Here is a 14,571-nt window from a genome sequence, read left to right on the forward strand (position 1 = left end):
GGTCCGGCCCGCTCACCCTTCGCCCTCAGGCGCGCGGCACGGCCTCGACACGCGAGCCGCGGAGCAGCCAGAGCCCGTAGATCAAGTTCGGCAGGACAATTAGCAGCGGCAGCACCAGAAGCCCTGGCGTCAGCTCAATGCCGCCCGCCGCCTGCAACTCCTTCAGGTCTCTCATAGCCCCCGCGCTCACCACCACGAGGAAGGTCGCGCAGTCCCAGAGCGCATGAACGAGGATGGCTACCCAGAGCGAGCCGGTGCGCAACAGGATCGCCATCAGCATGAGCCCAGTGCAGGAGGCCGCCAGCGCCTGCATCACCGCGAGGACGAAGCTGCCGGTCAGAAAGCCGTTGAGCACATGCACCAGGCCGAAGGCGCCGGTGGTCCAAAGGATCGCCGGCCAGGGCCGCAGCCGCTCGCGCAGCGCGCCGAAGAGCACGCCGCGGAACATCATTTCCTCCGAGAAGCCGACAAGAAGCGTATTGACCAGCACCAGAAGCATCACACCCGGGGCGGGCAGCCCCAGCGCCGCCGCCAGTCCGAACATCGCGAGCACGATCAGCGCCGGCAGCCAGAGCAGCTTCAGCGTGCCGGGCGCCGGGGCGCGGAAACCCAGGTCGCGCCATCCGCGCCAGACAATCACGCAGACCAGCAGCACGCCCGCTAGCGCGATCTGCCAGGCGATGCCCTGCGTCGCGATGTCCTCGAGTTCGACCGGCTCGCCCAAGACCCCTGCCCCGAAGACCGTCACCGCCACCCATGCGATCAGCGTGCCAAACGCGATGCCGATCCGATGTCCGCCGCCTGAGGAGTGCGCCAAGTCCGTCATGCTCGGTACTCCGTCCCACGACCCCGGCTCATTCAATCTTCACCACCAGCTCGAAATCCTGTGCCGTGCTCTGTGAGTTGACCACCTCGAGATTGATGTCGCCGGACTGCGGCAGCTGGCCCTTGAAGGGAACCGCGGCATCGGTGCCTGCGAGCAGGATCGAGCCGTCCGGGTTGCGCAAGATATAGTACATCTTTCCTCCCTTCGGATCGAGGCGCAGGTCGAGCACCTGCCCCGCCCGCGCGCCGAGCGCGAATTGCTTCGCACCCCCGGGCTCGAGCGCCCCGCTCAAGGTGGCGCCGCTGGTGCCCGGAGCGAAGCTGATGCGCTCGGGCGCAAACGCCGCCTTCTCCGCCGCGCGAGCGAAGGCGCCCTCGGCCGCATCTGCGTCGGCCAGTTCGAGCGACTCGACGGTCCCGTCCCGGTAGCCGAAACACTGCCAGATGCGCCCGTCGCCATCCTTCAGGAAGACCATCGTACCGGCCTCGGAGTACATGGTGTCAATCACCTCGCCGCCGGGCTGCGTGGCGGCACCGCTTGCAATCAAACTGTCTATGCACCCGTCGATCACCGGCTGGACAAGCGGGTCCTCTGCGCGGGCGGCATGGCCAAGGCAGAGCGCCATAAGAGCCAAGGGCAGTGTCTTCATGCTCATTCCTCCTCGGGGACTATCCATCCTTACCACAGAGACTTGGCGCAACCTACGGAACTTGCGGGCGAGACGGGTGCCTCACTTGCGGCACGACCGGGTCGGCCCACCCCGCATGACGCTACCTGCTACGCTCCGCACGATGAGGGACGACCTCGACGCCAGACCTCGCACGCGCAGCCGAAACAGGCGCAGTCATGCGGTCAGGGGAACCTGGTTTGTTGCCTGGGAGCTGCTCCTCGCGGCAGCGGTGACGATCCTTCCGCAAAGCCAGCGGCTCTGCCTGACGCCTCGTGCCTTTGGCCCCGCGCGCTGATCATCACGAGCGCGGGCCGGGCCGCCGGTCGCAAAGCGCCCCGGGGGCCTCGGCCCGCGCCTTGCTTTCAGGTCTTGATCAGCATCTTGCGCGGGATGTCGCAGAAGACCTCGGGTGCGCCGTCAGCGGTGATGGCGATGGACTCGGTGGTCTCGTAGCCCCAGTTTTCCATCCACAGGCCGGTCATGAAGTGAAAGGTCATCCCCGGCTGCAGCACCGTTTTGTCGCCCCGCCGGATCGACATGGTGCGCTCGCCCCAGTCCGGCGGGTAGCTCAGACCGATGGAATAGCCCGCGCGGTTGTCCTTCTCGATGCCGTGCTTTTCCAGCGTGCCGAAGAAGGCCTTGGCGATGTCCTCGCAGAGGTTGCCCGCCCGCGCGGCTTCGAGGCCGGCGTCCATCCCCTCGAGCACCGCCTTCTCGGCATCGAGGATCTCTTGCGGCGGCGTGCCGAGGTAGATCGTGCGCGACAGCGGCACATGGTAGCGCTGGTAGCAGCCGGCGATCTCGAAGAAGGTGCCTTCGTCCGGCTTCATCGGCAGGTCATCCCAGGTCAGATGCGGCGCAGCGGCGTCCGGGCCCGAGGGCAGCAGTGGCACGATGGCCGGATAGTCGCCGCCATGGCCGTACCATTCGTCGTAGCGCAGCCCGGCGTCGTAGATTTCCGCCACGAGGTCGCACTTGCGGATGCCCACTTCGACCTTGTCGGCGATGCGGTGGTGCATGCGCTCGACGATGCGCGCAGCCTGCCGCATGTACTCGAGTTCCTTGTCGGATTTCACCGCACGCTGCCAGTTGATGAATCCGGTGGTGTCCTTGAACTTCGCGTTGGGCAGCCCGCTCTGCAGCCGCTCGTAGGCGCGGGCCGAGAACCAGTAGTTGTCCATCTCGACGCCGATGGTGCCCTTGTCCCAGCCACGCTCAGCGAGCTTGGCGCAGAGATAGTCCATCGGGTGGCGCTCGGTGGACTGCACGTAGTGGTCCGGATAGCCGATGACATGCTCGGGCTCCATCCAGACCGTGCGGTAGGCACCGTTGGCGTCCTGCCCGCGCCCGTACCAGACCGGCGGGCCGTCGGGGCCAACGAGCACGCATTGGTGCACGTAGAAGGACCAGCCGCCGTAGCCCGCGACCCAGGCCATGTTGGAGGGATCGCTGAGGATCAGCAGATCGAGCCCCTCGCGCTCCATCCGCGCGCGGATCTTCTCGAGCCGGGCCTCGTATTCTTCGGTCGTGTATCGCTCTGGCGTTCTTTGGAGTTCGGGCATTCAGACCTCTGTTGAAGATGCGGCGAGCGCATGGGTTGCGATGGCGGTGTCCTGCACACCGGTCCCGGTCAGATCGGCGATGGTGATCTGATCGGGGTCCGTGCGGCCGGGGTGGCGGCCGAGGACGATGTCTCCCAGCTCGGGAATGCTGTCGGGGTCCGGCGCGCAGCCGGCGTCGAGCGCGGCGCGCAGTTCACCCATGAGCCGGGTCTGGCTCACCCTGTCAGCGACATAGAGGCCGGCGCGGGCGAGGCACTCCGGCTCCAGCTCGGACTTGCCGGGCTGGTCGCTGCCCATTGCGGTGACGTGATGGCCGGGGCGCAGCCAGTCGGCGCGCAAAATGGGCTCGCTCGTCGGCGTTGTGGTGACGATCACATCGGCAAACCCGGCTGCCTCCTCGGGGTCGGTGCTGGCACGGACTTTCAGATCACCCGTGGTCAGCTCCGCCGCCAACGCCTGCGCCTTGGCCGCGTCGCGCGCCCAGATCACCGCCTCGGAGATGGGGCGCACGAGGCAGAGCGCACGCAGTTGCATCCGCGCCTGCAGCCCGGCGCCGAAGATCGCGGCGCGGCTGGCGTCCTCTCGCGCCAGGTGCCGGGCCGCCACGCCGCCAGCGGCAGCGGTACGCACGTCGGTGAGATAGCCATTGTCGAGCAGCACCGCCTGCACGCGGCCGGTTTCCGACGACAGCACCACCATCAGGCCGGAGGTCGAGGGCAGACCTTTGGCGGGGTTATCGAAAAACCCCGGCGAGAGCTTTACCGCAAATCCGGGCAACCCCGGCACATAGGCCGTCTTCACGTCAAGTTCGCCGTTCACCTCGGGCATGTGCATCGACAGAATGGGAGGCATCTCGACCCCACCCCTTGCCAGCGTGGCGAAGGCGCTCTCCACCACGTCGATCGCGGCGGGATCGAGTGCGACGCAGGCGCGCAGCTCGGCTTCGAGCAAGATCCGAATGTCGCTCATGTTTCCTCCCCGACAATCGCGGCGTGGCGTGCCGGGTCGATATTGCCGCCCGAAAGCAGCAGAACCAAGGGGCCGTCTTCCGCGCGCAGCTTGCCCGCGAGGATCGCCGCCGCGCCGACCGCCGCCGCGCCCTCGACGGTTTCGCCGTCCTCGCGGGCGAGGTGCCTCAGGCCCGCGGCGATCTCGGCCTCGGTGAGCAGGATCAACGCGTCCATCAATTCGCGGCACATTCCGAAGGTCAGGCGGTTGTCCAGCCCGATGCCGCCGCCGAGAGAGTCGGCCAGCGTCTCGAGCTCTTCGACCTCGACCGGCTGCCCGGCGGCAAGGCTCGCAGCCATCGCGGCGCCGCGCTCCATCGAGAGGCCGATGATGCGGATATCCGGCCGCAGCGATTTTGCCGCCAGCGCCACCCCGCCCAGCAGGCCGCCGCCGGAAAGCGGGACGGCCAGCGCCGCGGCCTCGGGAAGTTGCGACAGGATCTCCAGCCCCAGCGTCCCCTGCCCCGCGATCACGTCGGGATGGTCGAACGGCGGCACCAGCGCGAAGCCTTCGTCACGCTCCAGCCGCCGCGCCTCCTCGAAGGCCTCGTCCTGGCTGGCGCCGATCACCCGCGCCTCGGCGCCAAGGGCCTCGATGGCCTCGAGCTTGTTCTGTGGTACCAGCCGCGAGACGCAGATCACTGCGGGCAAACCAAGTTGCCGCGCCGCATGGGCCAGTGCGCGGCCATGGTTGCCGGTCGATGCGGTGGTGACACCGGCCACCTTCCCAAGCCGGGCGGCGGCATTGGACGCGCCGCGCAGCTTGAAGGCTCCGGTCTGCTGCTGGTGCTCGCACTTCAGCCAGACCGCGCCGCCCGCGCGCTCGGACAGGCTGGGCGAGCGCTTCACCGGCGTCTCCCGAACCATGCCGCGAATGCGACCCGCCGCCGCCTCTATGTCGTCGCGCGTCACCATCTGTGCACCTTGAACAACCTTCCCGGACCGTCGCCCGAGAGCCCCGCCGTGTCCAGCATCGACCAGAATGACACCTGGTTGGAGCTGAGCACCGGTTTTCCGAGCATCATTTCAAGGCGGTCGATCACCGGGACCGCCGGGAGTGCGGTGCAGGAGAGAAACAGCGCGTCGGCGCGCGGGTGGTCGGCCGCCAGTGCCGCCTCGATCACCGCCTCGGGCGTCAGCATCCCCATGTCGCGATCGTCCGCATGGCCCATCGAGCTTTGCGCCACCACCTCGACGCCATGGCGCGCCAGATGCCCGGTGACGAGCGTGGTGGTCTCCGCCCTATAAGGGGCGAGCAGCGACAGCCGCCTGACCCCCAGCGCCTCGCAGGCCCGCAGCGCGGCACTGAGCGGCGTGGTGACCGGGGCGCGCGGGCCGATCAGCGCGGTCACCTCGTCCCCCAGCACGGCGCTGGCAGATGTACAGCCGAAAAGCATCCCCTCGAGCGCCACGCCGGGCAGGATCAGCTCGGCGGCGTTTCGTAGGCGCGGGCCGGTGCGGCGCAGGCTCTCGGGAGTGGTCGGATTCTCGAAGGCGATGCGCGTGACATGCAGCTGCGTGCCCGGCGGCATCAGCCGCGCGGCATCGCCCTCGATCGTCAGGTCAGTGGCGAGGGCAATCATCCCGAAGCGCCGCAGGTGGTCCCGGCGCAGGTCAGGGGCGGACATGGCTCAGACCACCAGCACCGGCGTGTCGGTCAGGCTGGTCACCTTGTGGCTCACCGAGCCCAGCATGTAGCCCTCGGACGAGCCCAGCCCGCGCGAGCCGACGACGATCAGATCGCAACCCCTCTCCCGCGCGAAACTGACGATGGTGCGGGCATAGTTGCCGCCCTTGATGAAGGCTTGCACCTTCTCGGCGCCCAGCTCTTTCGCCTTTGCCTTGGCTTCCTCGGCCGCCTCGCGAGCGACGGCTCGCATGGTGTCGTCAAGGCTGCCGCCCTCGCGGTCGCTGCCGCGCACCATCGACAGCGACGCCTCGAGCATCGAGTGGTGCCGGTAGACCGTCAGCACGAGGATCTCTGCGCCGGTGATCTTCGCCAGTTCCGCAGCCTTTTCGATCGCCTCCCAGGCGCCGTTCGAGCCGTCGTAGGCCACGAGCATCCGTTTGAACATATCGGCTCCCCTCACTTCGCGAAGGCGAGGTCGCGCAAGAAGAGCGCGATCTGCGGGAAGAAGATCAGCAACACCGCCACCGCCAGCAACATCAGAATGAAGGGCGGCGTGCCCTTAACCACTTCCGCGTAGGGCCGCTTGAACACCGCTATGGCGGTGAAAATGTCGCAGCCGAAGGGCGGTGTCGCGCTGCCGATGGCCACTTGGAGTGTGATGATCGTGCCCACCAGCACCGGGTCGAGCCCAACGCTTTGGACCACCGGCGCGAAGATCGGCACGAGGATCAGGATCACCACGATCGGATCGACAAACATGCAGCCGACAAAAAAGGCGATGGAGATGGTGAAGAGCACGCCATATTGGCCCATCTCGTCGATGCCGATGCTGCCCAGCACCTGCTGCGGGATTTGCGCAAAGCTGATGACGTAGGAAAACGCCGCACCCGCGCCCACGAGGATGAAGACCACCGCGGTGATCAGCCCGGTCGACTTGGCGGTGGCGTAGAGCTGCTTGACGCTCATCTCGCGGAACACGCCCATCTCGAGGATGAGCGCGTAGAGCACGCAAGCGGCGGCCGCCTCGGTGGGCGAGAAGATACCCCCGTAGATGCCGCCGACGATGATCACCGGAAAGCCGAGCGGCCAGAGCGCCCGGCGGATGGCCCGGCCGCGCTCGGACCAGCTCGTTTTCGGCTCGGTCGGCACGTCGTTCCGGACGGCGTAGATGTAGGAGTAGATCGAGAAAAGCACGAGGATCAGCAGCCCGGGCCCGATGCCCGCGATGAACAACTCCGAAATCGAAGTCCCCGAGACCACGCCGTAAATGATCATGCCGATAGAGGGCGGGATCAGAAAGGCGATGTCCGAGGAATTGACGATCAGCGCCAGCGCAAAGCTGTCCTTGTAGCCGGCCTTGAGCATGCGCGGGCGCAGCGGCCCGCCAACCGCGACCACCGTCGCCTGCGTCGAACCCGAGACCGCGCCGAAGAGCGTGCAGGCCGCGGCGGTCGAGACCGCCAGCCCGCCCTTGAGATGGCCGACGAACGCCATGACAAGGTCGATCAGCCGGTTGGCAGACTGGCCGCGGGTCATGATATCGGCCGCGAAGATGAACATTGGGACGGCGATCAGGCTCGCCGGGCGTATGCCGCCGAGGATCTGCTGCACCATCGTGTCGAGCTGGCTGACCCCGCCAAACAGCGCGACAAAGCCGATCAGCGAGCCGGCGATCAGCGGGATCATCATCGGAAAGCCCAGCAGCAGCAGCACAATCATCGTGCCGAAGATGGCAAGGGACATGTCTCAGACCTCCTCTTCGCCGGTGTCGTCATAGCCTTCGAGCGTGCTGGTCGAGAGCCAGATATCGTCGTGCAACAGGTTCTTGATCGCGGTGAGCGTGTATTGCAGCCCGGTCAGGAAGAACCCCAGCGGCGCCCAGACGATGATCCACCAGACCGGGACCTGCAGTGCCGGCAGCAAGCGCCCGCGCGAGGCCTGCGCCCTCACGTAGTCGAGCGCGTACCAGGCCAGCAGGAACATCGCCGCGGCGGTCACCGCCGCGATCAGCACCATCAGCGCCTTGCGCAGCTTCGGCGGGGCGGCGTCGAAGAAGGCCGACATCCGGATGTGGCGGCCATGGCGCGCGGCATAGGAGATACCTGCGAAGGTGATCAGGATGATCAGCGCCTGGTTCACCTCCTCGGAAAAGAACAGGCTTTGGGAGAACAGGTAGCGGCCCACCACGTTGGCGATGGTGTTGAGCGCCATGAGCAGCACGCCGAGTGCCAGAAGCACCGCCTCGATGCGCGCGACGGCCCCGTCGATCACCCCAAGAATGCCAGGGAGGCCCGAAACATAGCCAGAATCGTCGATGTCATCGTCCACAGCCGAGGTTTGAACCTCGGCGAGAATGTCAGGGTCGAGCTCGGGCGCGCCGTGTCGGTCAGTCTTCATGCCGCTGTCCTTGTTGCTGTCGCGAAACCGCTCATGGCCGCGCCGACCGACCCTCTCGGGCAGCCGGCGCGACCTTTGGCTCTGCTGCGTTGGCGGGCGTTCAGCCCTCGGCCGCCGCGGCGAGGTCGGCCTTGAGCTGATCGAGGATTTCCTGCGCCTGCGGCCCGCCGATCTCGAGGAACTCCTGCTCGACCGACTCTGCCGTGTCCATGAAGGGCTGGCGCTGCTCTTCGGTGAGATCGGTGATGGTCATCGAAGGTTTGGCCGCCATGATCTTCTCCAGCGACTCCTCGGTCAGGCCCTTCTGGTAGTCGATGATGTAGTCGAAGGCGGCGCTGATCGCGTTGTCGATCATCGTCTGGTCTTCTTCCGAGAGCTCGTCATAGAACTCCTTGTTGGCCATCACCGCGGTGGTGAAATTGTTGTGGCCGGTGCGGGTGATGTAATCGGTCACCTCGTACATCTTGGTCGACTCGATGAAGAAGGCCGGGTTCTCCTGCCCTTGGATGATGCCGGTCTGCAACGATCCATAGACCTCGCCCCAGGGCAGCGGCGTCGGCGTGGCGCCGAAGGCCTGGTAGCTTTCTACCAGCAGCGGGTTGGTCATCACCCGGAACTTCACCTCGTCGAGGTCGGCGGGGGACTCCACCGGCTCGGTGGTGGTCATCATCACCTCGCCCTCGGGGAACATGGTCAGCAGCTCGAGCCCCTGCTCGGCGTAGAGCGGCGGGAACATCTCGTTGATTGCCTTGGAATTCTTGAAGAAGGAGGCAAGCTGTGCGTCGTCCTGCGGCAGCAGGTAGGGCACGAAGAAGACCTGGGCCTCGGGGATCAGCGCGCCGGTGAAGCCCGGCGACTGGTCGACGAACTGCAGGATGCCGGACTGGGCCTGCTCCATCGTGTCGGCGGATTCGCCCAACGTGCCGAAGGGAAAGAGCTGGATCTCATGGTCGGAATTGGCCTCGACCTCTTCCTTGAATTTCTGGGCGAACTTGCCCTGGACCTCGTCCATCGCCTCTTCGAACGCATAGCGCCAGGTGTCGGCCAGAGCGGCGCCCGAGCCGAGAAGGAGCGCCGCGGCGCTCGTTGCGAGAACTGTCTTGTAGGTCATGTCGTACCCCCTGTCGGTCTGCCCCGTCGCCTGCGGCGTCAGGGCTTGGTTTCAGGTCGCGGATCACGATCCGCGCGGATGCGCCCAACCTCGGAGTCGAAAATACTCAAGTCAATGTCTATATTAAATCATGACAATTCGAGGAGAATCGCAAATCGGCTGTCAACCCTGGGGTTGTCCGGGCGCTGGCAGCAGCGCCGCGAGAGCGCCCAAGGCCTGTTCCAAGTCGCCTCTCCCCAATCCGCCGAGGCAGACCCGCACCGCCGGTCGACGGTCTGTCACGGCGAAGTTTGCGCCCGCCGCTACGGCCACGCCATTGCGCAGCGCCTGGCGCTGAAAGGCCCGTTCCGAAAGGCCTTCCGGCAGCAGAAGCCAGCGGTGCAGCGCGTAGGCAAATCCGCCGTTTCCCGGCCCGAGGTGGCGCTGCGCGAGTCGGTTGCGGGCAACAAGTTCCTTTCGGTGCACCTGCAGCAGCGCGTCGGCGACGCCACTCTCCATCCAGTCGGTGGCGATCTCGGCAATGATCGGCGTCGCCATCCACGACACCGACAGATGCCTGTTGACAGTGCGCTCTGACAGGTGATCAGGCATCGCGAGAATACCGAAGCGCAGCCCGGGCGACAGGCATTTGGTCAGCCCGGTGAAGTAGAAGCTCCGCTCGGGAGCGAAGCTTGCGAGCGGCGGCGGACGACGCGGCACAAGCGGCCCGAGCGGGTCGCACTCCAGGATGAAGAGCCCCGCAGAGCGCGCTGCCTGGGCCAGATCCGCGCGGCGCTCGCGATCCATCAATTTTGCGTAGGGCCCGGCCCCCGATGGCAGCAGATAAACCGCCTTCATCTGCCCCGCCGAGGCGGCGGCGGCCTCGCTCAGCGCCTCGGGGAGCATCCCGCGCGCGTCCTGCGCGATGCCCTGCAGACGCAAGCCGAGCTGGCGCGCGGCGGGTTTCAGCGCGTGGCTTGTCGCCGCCTCGCAGGCGACGACATCGCCATGCCGCGCGACGGTCATCAGCGCGACGAACATCGCGGGCGTGACACCGTTGGTCACCAGCGTGCGCCCGGGCCGAGCGAGCAGCCCGCAGCGCGCCAGCCAGCCCGAGGCGGCGGCATCGTAGCGCGCCAGCGTCTCGCCCGGCCGCAGGGCGAACATCGTCTCATGCGGCGGGTTCTCTGCAATGCGCCGCATCGAACAGCGCCAGGCCTCGGCGACCTGCGGCAGGTGCACCGGGCTCATGAGCGACAGGTCGAACCGCGGCCGGCTTTCCCTTGTGCGGTGCCAGGGAAGGTTGACCGTCTCGCGCATCCCTGACTTCACGAAGCTGCCGCGCCCGACCTCGCCCGAGATCATGTCGGCGCGGATCAGCTCCTCGTAGGCGCGGCTCACCGTCTGTACCGAGATGCCGAGCTGCCAGGCCAGTTCGCGATGCGCCGGCAGCCGGTCGCCGGGTCTGAGCTGGCCCGAGCTGATGGCGGCGACAATCCCCTGCGCGACGCTGCGATAGGCGGGGCGGGTGACATCCTCGGAGGTGAGCGGCCAATGTGACATGGCTGGCAGAGTCCTGCACGATCCGGGACTTGTCCAGATTGACATGACGGGTTTTCACCGGAACAAGCGTGTCATGGACACCACCCGCCTCGACAGCAGAGACATCGCGATCCTCGCCACGCTGAGCCGCGAGGGCCGCATCGCCAAGACCGAGCTCGCGGCCCGCGTGAACCTCTCGCCGACCCCCTGCTGGGAGCGGATGAAGCGGCTCGAAAAGGCTGGGCTGATCACCGGCTACCGCGCCGAGATCGACCTCGCGGCGCTCGGCCCGCACGTGCAGGTCTTCGTCACCGTCGAGCTCGACAGCCACCGGGCCGAGAGCTTCCAGCTCTTTGAGCGCACCGTGGCACGGATCGACGAGATCACCGGCTGCTGGGCCATCGGCGGCGGCTACGACTACCTGATGCAGGTCGTGAGCAGCGATGTCGCGGCCTTCCAGGCGCTGATGGACGGTCTGTTGGAAAGCCGCGCGGGGGTGCGCCGCTATTACAGCTACATCGTCACCAAGCCGGTGAAGAACGACCCGCCCGCGCTAGGACTGCTGCGGCGCTAGGAAAGCGCTGCGGGGGCCAGAGAGTTTCTCTCCGCCAGCCCGCAAGCGCAGAGAAAATTTCTGCCGCCTGACCGAAGTCCCGGGGAACTCTCTGCCCGCCCTGCCCCATGCTTGAGCCATCCAAGGAGGTGCGCAGGCATGAGCGATCTTTCGAACAAACCGGCGTTTGGACTGTCCGACCCGGAGCTGCTGCAGGGGGTCGGTGATTTCGCCGGGAACGGGCGTCTCGCCGTGCGCGATCCGGCCAGCGGCGCGCTGATTGCACAGGTTGCGATCAGCGATGCCCATGGCGCGCGCGCCGCGGTCGATGCCGCAGATGCCGCCTTCGGGGGCTGGGCGAGCACCCTGCCGCAGGACCGCGCCGAGATCCTGCACCGCTGGCACGCGCTGATCGTCGCGGCCAAAGAAGACCTCGCCCGCATCATGGTCGCCGAGCAGGGCAAGCCGATCAGCGAGGCGCGCGGCGAGATCGATTATGCCGCCAGCTTCGTGCAGTTCTACGCCGAGGAAGCGCTGCGCCCGAATATCGAGGGGGTCACCAGCCACCTGCCCGACGCCGAGATGGAGCTCTGGCGCGAGCCGGTGGGGGTTGCCGCGCTGATCACGCCATGGAACTTCCCTTCGGCGATGATCACCCGCAAGGCCGCCGCGGCGCTCGCTGCCGGGTGCACCGTGGTCATCCACCCCTCGGCTGAAACCCCGCTCTCGGCTTTGGCACTGTCGGTGCTCGCGCGCCGCGCGGGGTTTCCGCCGGGCGTGGTCAACACAGTGATCGGCGACGCCGCCGCCATCGTCGGCGAATGGACCTCGGACAAGCGTGTGCGGGCGCTGTCGTTCACCGGCTCAACCGAGGTCGGTCGCCTGCTCTACCGCCAGTCGGCTGACACGGTCAAGCGGCTGGTGATGGAGCTTGGTGGCCACGCCCCCTTTATCGTCTTCAAGGGCGCCGATCTAGACCGCGCGGTGACCGAGGCGATCAAGGCCAAGTTCGCCACCTCGGGTCAGGACTGCCTCGGCGCCAACCGCTTCTACATCCAGCGCCCGATCTACGAGGAGTTCTGCACCAGGTTCACCCGGGCTGTCGAGGCGCTGTCCCTCGGCCGCGGCATGGATGACCCCGACATTGGGCCGCTGATCCATGAGCGCGCCATCGCCAAGCAGCAAGCGCATGTGGACGACGCGGTTGCCAAGGGCGCCCGACTGCTCACCGGCGGCTCCATCGACGAAGGTCTTGGCAAGCTCTTCTACAGGCCCACCGTGCTGGCCGATGTGCCGGGTGAGGCCGCCATCATGTCCGAGGAAACCTTCGGCCCGGTCGCGCCGCTTTCGGTCTTCGACACCGAGGAGGAGGTGATCGCCCGCGCCAATGCCACCGAATACGGGCTCATCGCCTACGTCCACAGCCTCGACCCTCGCCGCATCTACAGGCTCACCCGGGCGCTGCAGTTCGGCATGGTCGCGGTTAACCGCACCAAGGTCACCGGCGCGCCGATCCCGTTCGGCGGCAGCAAGCAATCCGGGCTGGGCCGCGAGGGCGCCCGCCAGGGCCTCGAGGCCTTCACCGACATCAAATACGTCTGCCGCGATTGGGGGTGATCCCTCCCGCAGACCCGAATGACTACCGAAGGAGACGACATGCTGACCAACGACCAACTCGCCAAGTGGGACCGCGAGAACTTCTTCCACCCGTCGACCAACCTCGGCCAGTTCGCCCGGGGCGAGGGCGCGCAGCGCATCGTCACCGGCGGCGACGGGGTGCATATCCGCGACCGCGACGGCACCCGTTTGCTCGACGCCTTCGCCGGGCTCTACTGCGTCAATGTCGGCTACGGCCGCACCGAGATCTCTGAGGCGATCGCCAAGCAGGCCTATGAGCTGGCCTACTACCACGCCTATGCCGGACACGGCTCAGAGGCCTCGATCACCCTGTCGAAGATGGTCATGGACCGCGCGCCGAAGAACATGGCGCGTGTCTACTTCGGTCTCGGCGGGTCGGACGCCAACGAGACCAACATCAAGCTGATCTGGTACTACAACAACATCCTCGGCCGCCCCGAGAAGAAGAAGATCATCTCGCGCTGGCGCGGCTACCACGGCTCGGGGCTGATGACCGGCTCGCTGACCGGGCTGGAGCTCTTCCACAAGAAGTTCGACCTGCCGCTGGCACAGGTGATCCACACCGAGGCGCCCTACTATTTCCGCCGCCCCGACCTGACCATGTCGGAGGCCGCGTTCACCGCCCATTGCGTTGCGGAACTGGAAGCGTTGATCGAGCGCGAGGGCGCGGACACCATCGCCGCCTTCATCGGCGAGCCGGTGCTCGGCACCGGTGGCATCGTACCCCCGCCCGAGGGCTACTGGCCGGCGATCCAGAAGGTGCTCGACAAGCACGACATCCTGCTGGTGGTCGACGAGGTGGTGACCGGCTTCGGACGTCTCGGCTCGATGTTCGGCTCGGACCACTACGGGATGACGCCTGACCTCATCACTTCGGCCAAGGGGCTGACCTCGGCCTATGCGCCGCTTTCGGCCTCGATCGTCGGCCAGCGCATGTGGGACGTGCTGTGCCGGGGCACAGATGAAAACGGCGTGCTCGGCCATGGATGGACCTATTCCGCCCACCCCATCGGTGCCGCTGCGGGCATCGCCAACCTCGAGTTGATCGACAAGATGGGTTTGGTTGAGAACGCTGCAAAGACAGGTTCTTACCTGATTGACACTATGCGCGACGCGCTCGGCGATCACCCCAATGTCGGCGAGGTCCGCGGCAAGGGCATGCTCTGCGCGGTCGAGCTCGTCGCCGAGCGCGGGGGTCGCAGGTTCTTCGATCCGTCCGAGGGCAAGGGCGCAAAGGTCGTCGCCGCGATGCTTGAGCGCGGCGTGATTGCAAGGGCCATGCCGCAGGGCGACATTCTCGGCTTCGCCCCGCCGCTGTGCCTGACCTCCGAGGAGGCCGACAAGATCGTTTCGGTGACGCGCGACGCGGTCGACGCAATCCTGGGCTGAGCAAAATCTGCGGCACGGGCCGGATCTGCGCTGATTGCAGGTCCGGCTCCAAGCGCCCCTTGCGCGCCGCTCGAACACAAGAAACGCCCGCGGCATGCACCGTGGGCGTCAAACGCTTGAGACCTTGGAGTGTCCCTGCCCACGGCTCGGAAACGGCACGTGGCTTGGGTCATCGTTTAGGAGAGATACTGTGGGTTTTACTAGGTTTGGCGGTGACCTACTCTCCCACGTCTTGAGACGCAGTACCATTGGCGCGGCAGCACTTAA

14 protein-coding genes are annotated in these 14,571 nt (G+C 66.7%); 3 read left to right on the plus strand and 11 right to left on the minus strand.

The genetic code is table 11. The annotated features are described in order from the left end of the window. Positions 1 to 25 precede the first annotated feature (25 nt). The 11 genes from G0D83_RS18760 to G0D83_RS18810 form a co-directional block, all read right to left on the minus strand. Positions 26 to 826, minus strand: coding sequence for a CPBP family intramembrane glutamic endopeptidase (locus tag G0D83_RS18760; RefSeq protein WP_164196295.1), 801 nt, complete (start codon positions 824 to 826; stop codon positions 26 to 28). Between the two features lie 28 nt (positions 827 to 854). Continuing rightward, the gene (locus G0D83_RS18765; RefSeq protein WP_164196296.1) at positions 855 to 1,475 is read right to left on the minus strand and encodes a hypothetical protein; all 621 of its coding nucleotides are present in this window, start codon (positions 1,473 to 1,475) and stop codon (positions 855 to 857) included. Positions 1,476 to 1,858: 383 nt separating this feature from the next. Further along, entirely contained in the window at positions 1,859 to 3,058 is a 1,200-nt protein-coding gene (doeA, locus tag G0D83_RS18770; protein WP_108968616.1) for an ectoine hydrolase DoeA, read from the minus strand. Further along, the gene (eutC, locus tag G0D83_RS18775; RefSeq protein ID WP_164196297.1) at positions 3,059 to 4,027 is read right to left on the minus strand and encodes an ectoine utilization protein EutC; all 969 of its coding nucleotides are present in this window, start codon (positions 4,025 to 4,027) and stop codon (positions 3,059 to 3,061) included. Next, entirely contained in the window at positions 4,024 to 4,980 is a 957-nt protein-coding gene (eutB, locus tag G0D83_RS18780; RefSeq protein WP_164196298.1) for a hydroxyectoine utilization dehydratase EutB, read from the minus strand. The genes eutC and eutB overlap by 4 nt, the downstream gene beginning before the upstream one ends. Then, positions 4,974 to 5,693 (minus strand): aspartate/glutamate racemase family protein, encoded by a 720-nt coding sequence (locus G0D83_RS18785; protein ID WP_164196299.1) that lies wholly within the window; start codon positions 5,691 to 5,693, stop codon positions 4,974 to 4,976. The genes eutB and G0D83_RS18785 overlap by 7 nt, the downstream gene beginning before the upstream one ends. 3 nt (positions 5,694 to 5,696) lie before the next feature. Beyond that, positions 5,697 to 6,140 (minus strand): universal stress protein, encoded by a 444-nt coding sequence (locus G0D83_RS18790; RefSeq protein ID WP_108968608.1) that lies wholly within the window; start codon positions 6,138 to 6,140, stop codon positions 5,697 to 5,699. Positions 6,141 to 6,151: 11 nt separating this feature from the next. Next, entirely contained in the window at positions 6,152 to 7,438 is a 1,287-nt protein-coding gene (locus tag G0D83_RS18795; protein WP_108968606.1) for a TRAP transporter large permease, read from the minus strand. A gap of 3 nt (positions 7,439 to 7,441) precedes the next feature. Beyond that, complete coding sequence (locus G0D83_RS18800) at positions 7,442 to 8,092, minus strand: TRAP transporter small permease (protein WP_164196300.1); 651 nt, start codon at positions 8,090 to 8,092, stop codon at positions 7,442 to 7,444. A 100-nt stretch (positions 8,093 to 8,192) separates the two neighbouring features. Beyond that, the gene (gene dctP, locus G0D83_RS18805; RefSeq protein ID WP_164196301.1) at positions 8,193 to 9,203 is read right to left on the minus strand and encodes a TRAP transporter substrate-binding protein DctP; all 1,011 of its coding nucleotides are present in this window, start codon (positions 9,201 to 9,203) and stop codon (positions 8,193 to 8,195) included. A 162-nt stretch (positions 9,204 to 9,365) separates the two neighbouring features. Then, positions 9,366 to 10,745, minus strand: a complete 1,380-nt coding sequence (locus tag G0D83_RS18810) for a PLP-dependent aminotransferase family protein (protein WP_164196302.1) — start codon at positions 10,743 to 10,745, stop codon at positions 9,366 to 9,368. Positions 10,746 to 10,818: 73 nt separating this feature from the next. On the opposite strand from G0D83_RS18810, the gene G0D83_RS18815 reads away from it, so the two are divergent. From G0D83_RS18815 to G0D83_RS18825, 3 genes are all read left to right on the plus strand, one after another. Then, complete coding sequence (locus G0D83_RS18815; RefSeq protein WP_164196307.1) at positions 10,819 to 11,298, plus strand: Lrp/AsnC family transcriptional regulator; 480 nt, start codon at positions 10,819 to 10,821, stop codon at positions 11,296 to 11,298. Between the two features lie 138 nt (positions 11,299 to 11,436). Further along, a complete protein-coding gene (locus G0D83_RS18820) occupies positions 11,437 to 12,894 on the plus strand; it encodes an NAD-dependent succinate-semialdehyde dehydrogenase (RefSeq protein WP_164196303.1) in 1,458 nt (485 codons plus the stop codon). A 39-nt stretch (positions 12,895 to 12,933) separates the two neighbouring features. Beyond that, positions 12,934 to 14,304, plus strand: coding sequence for an aspartate aminotransferase family protein (locus G0D83_RS18825; protein WP_164196304.1), 1,371 nt, complete (start codon positions 12,934 to 12,936; stop codon positions 14,302 to 14,304). Positions 14,305 to 14,571 lie beyond the last annotated feature (267 nt).

It is taken from the genome of Salipiger sp. PrR003, from assembly GCF_010500785.1.
Lineage (GTDB): Bacteria > Pseudomonadota > Alphaproteobacteria > Rhodobacterales > Rhodobacteraceae > Salipiger > Salipiger pacificus_A.

Coding starts and splice junctions, on each gene's coding strand:
- G0D83_RS18820 (WP_164196303.1), top strand. CDS start 11,437: ATGAGCGATCTTTCGAACAAACCGGCGTTTGGACTGTCCGACCCGGAG.
- G0D83_RS18765 (WP_164196296.1), bottom strand. CDS start 1,475: ATGAAGACACTGCCCTTGGCTCTTATGGCGCTCTGCCTTGGCCATGCC.
- G0D83_RS18760 (WP_164196295.1), bottom strand. CDS start 826: ATGACGGACTTGGCGCACTCCTCAGGCGGCGGACATCGGATCGGCATC.
- G0D83_RS18825 (WP_164196304.1), top strand. CDS start 12,934: ATGCTGACCAACGACCAACTCGCCAAGTGGGACCGCGAGAACTTCTTC.
- G0D83_RS18815 (WP_164196307.1), top strand. CDS start 10,819: ATGGACACCACCCGCCTCGACAGCAGAGACATCGCGATCCTCGCCACG.
- eutB (WP_164196298.1), bottom strand. CDS start 4,980: ATGGTGACGCGCGACGACATAGAGGCGGCGGCGGGTCGCATTCGCGGC.
- G0D83_RS18800 (WP_164196300.1), bottom strand. CDS start 8,092: ATGAAGACTGACCGACACGGCGCGCCCGAGCTCGACCCTGACATTCTC.
- eutC (WP_164196297.1), bottom strand. CDS start 4,027: ATGAGCGACATTCGGATCTTGCTCGAAGCCGAGCTGCGCGCCTGCGTC.
- dctP (WP_164196301.1), bottom strand. CDS start 9,203: ATGACCTACAAGACAGTTCTCGCAACGAGCGCCGCGGCGCTCCTTCTC.
- doeA (WP_108968616.1), bottom strand. CDS start 3,058: ATGCCCGAACTCCAAAGAACGCCAGAGCGATACACGACCGAAGAATAC.
- G0D83_RS18810 (WP_164196302.1), bottom strand. CDS start 10,745: ATGTCACATTGGCCGCTCACCTCCGAGGATGTCACCCGCCCCGCCTAT.
- G0D83_RS18790 (WP_108968608.1), bottom strand. CDS start 6,140: ATGTTCAAACGGATGCTCGTGGCCTACGACGGCTCGAACGGCGCCTGG.
- G0D83_RS18795 (WP_108968606.1), bottom strand. CDS start 7,438: ATGTCCCTTGCCATCTTCGGCACGATGATTGTGCTGCTGCTGCTGGGC.
- G0D83_RS18785 (WP_164196299.1), bottom strand. CDS start 5,693: ATGTCCGCCCCTGACCTGCGCCGGGACCACCTGCGGCGCTTCGGGATG.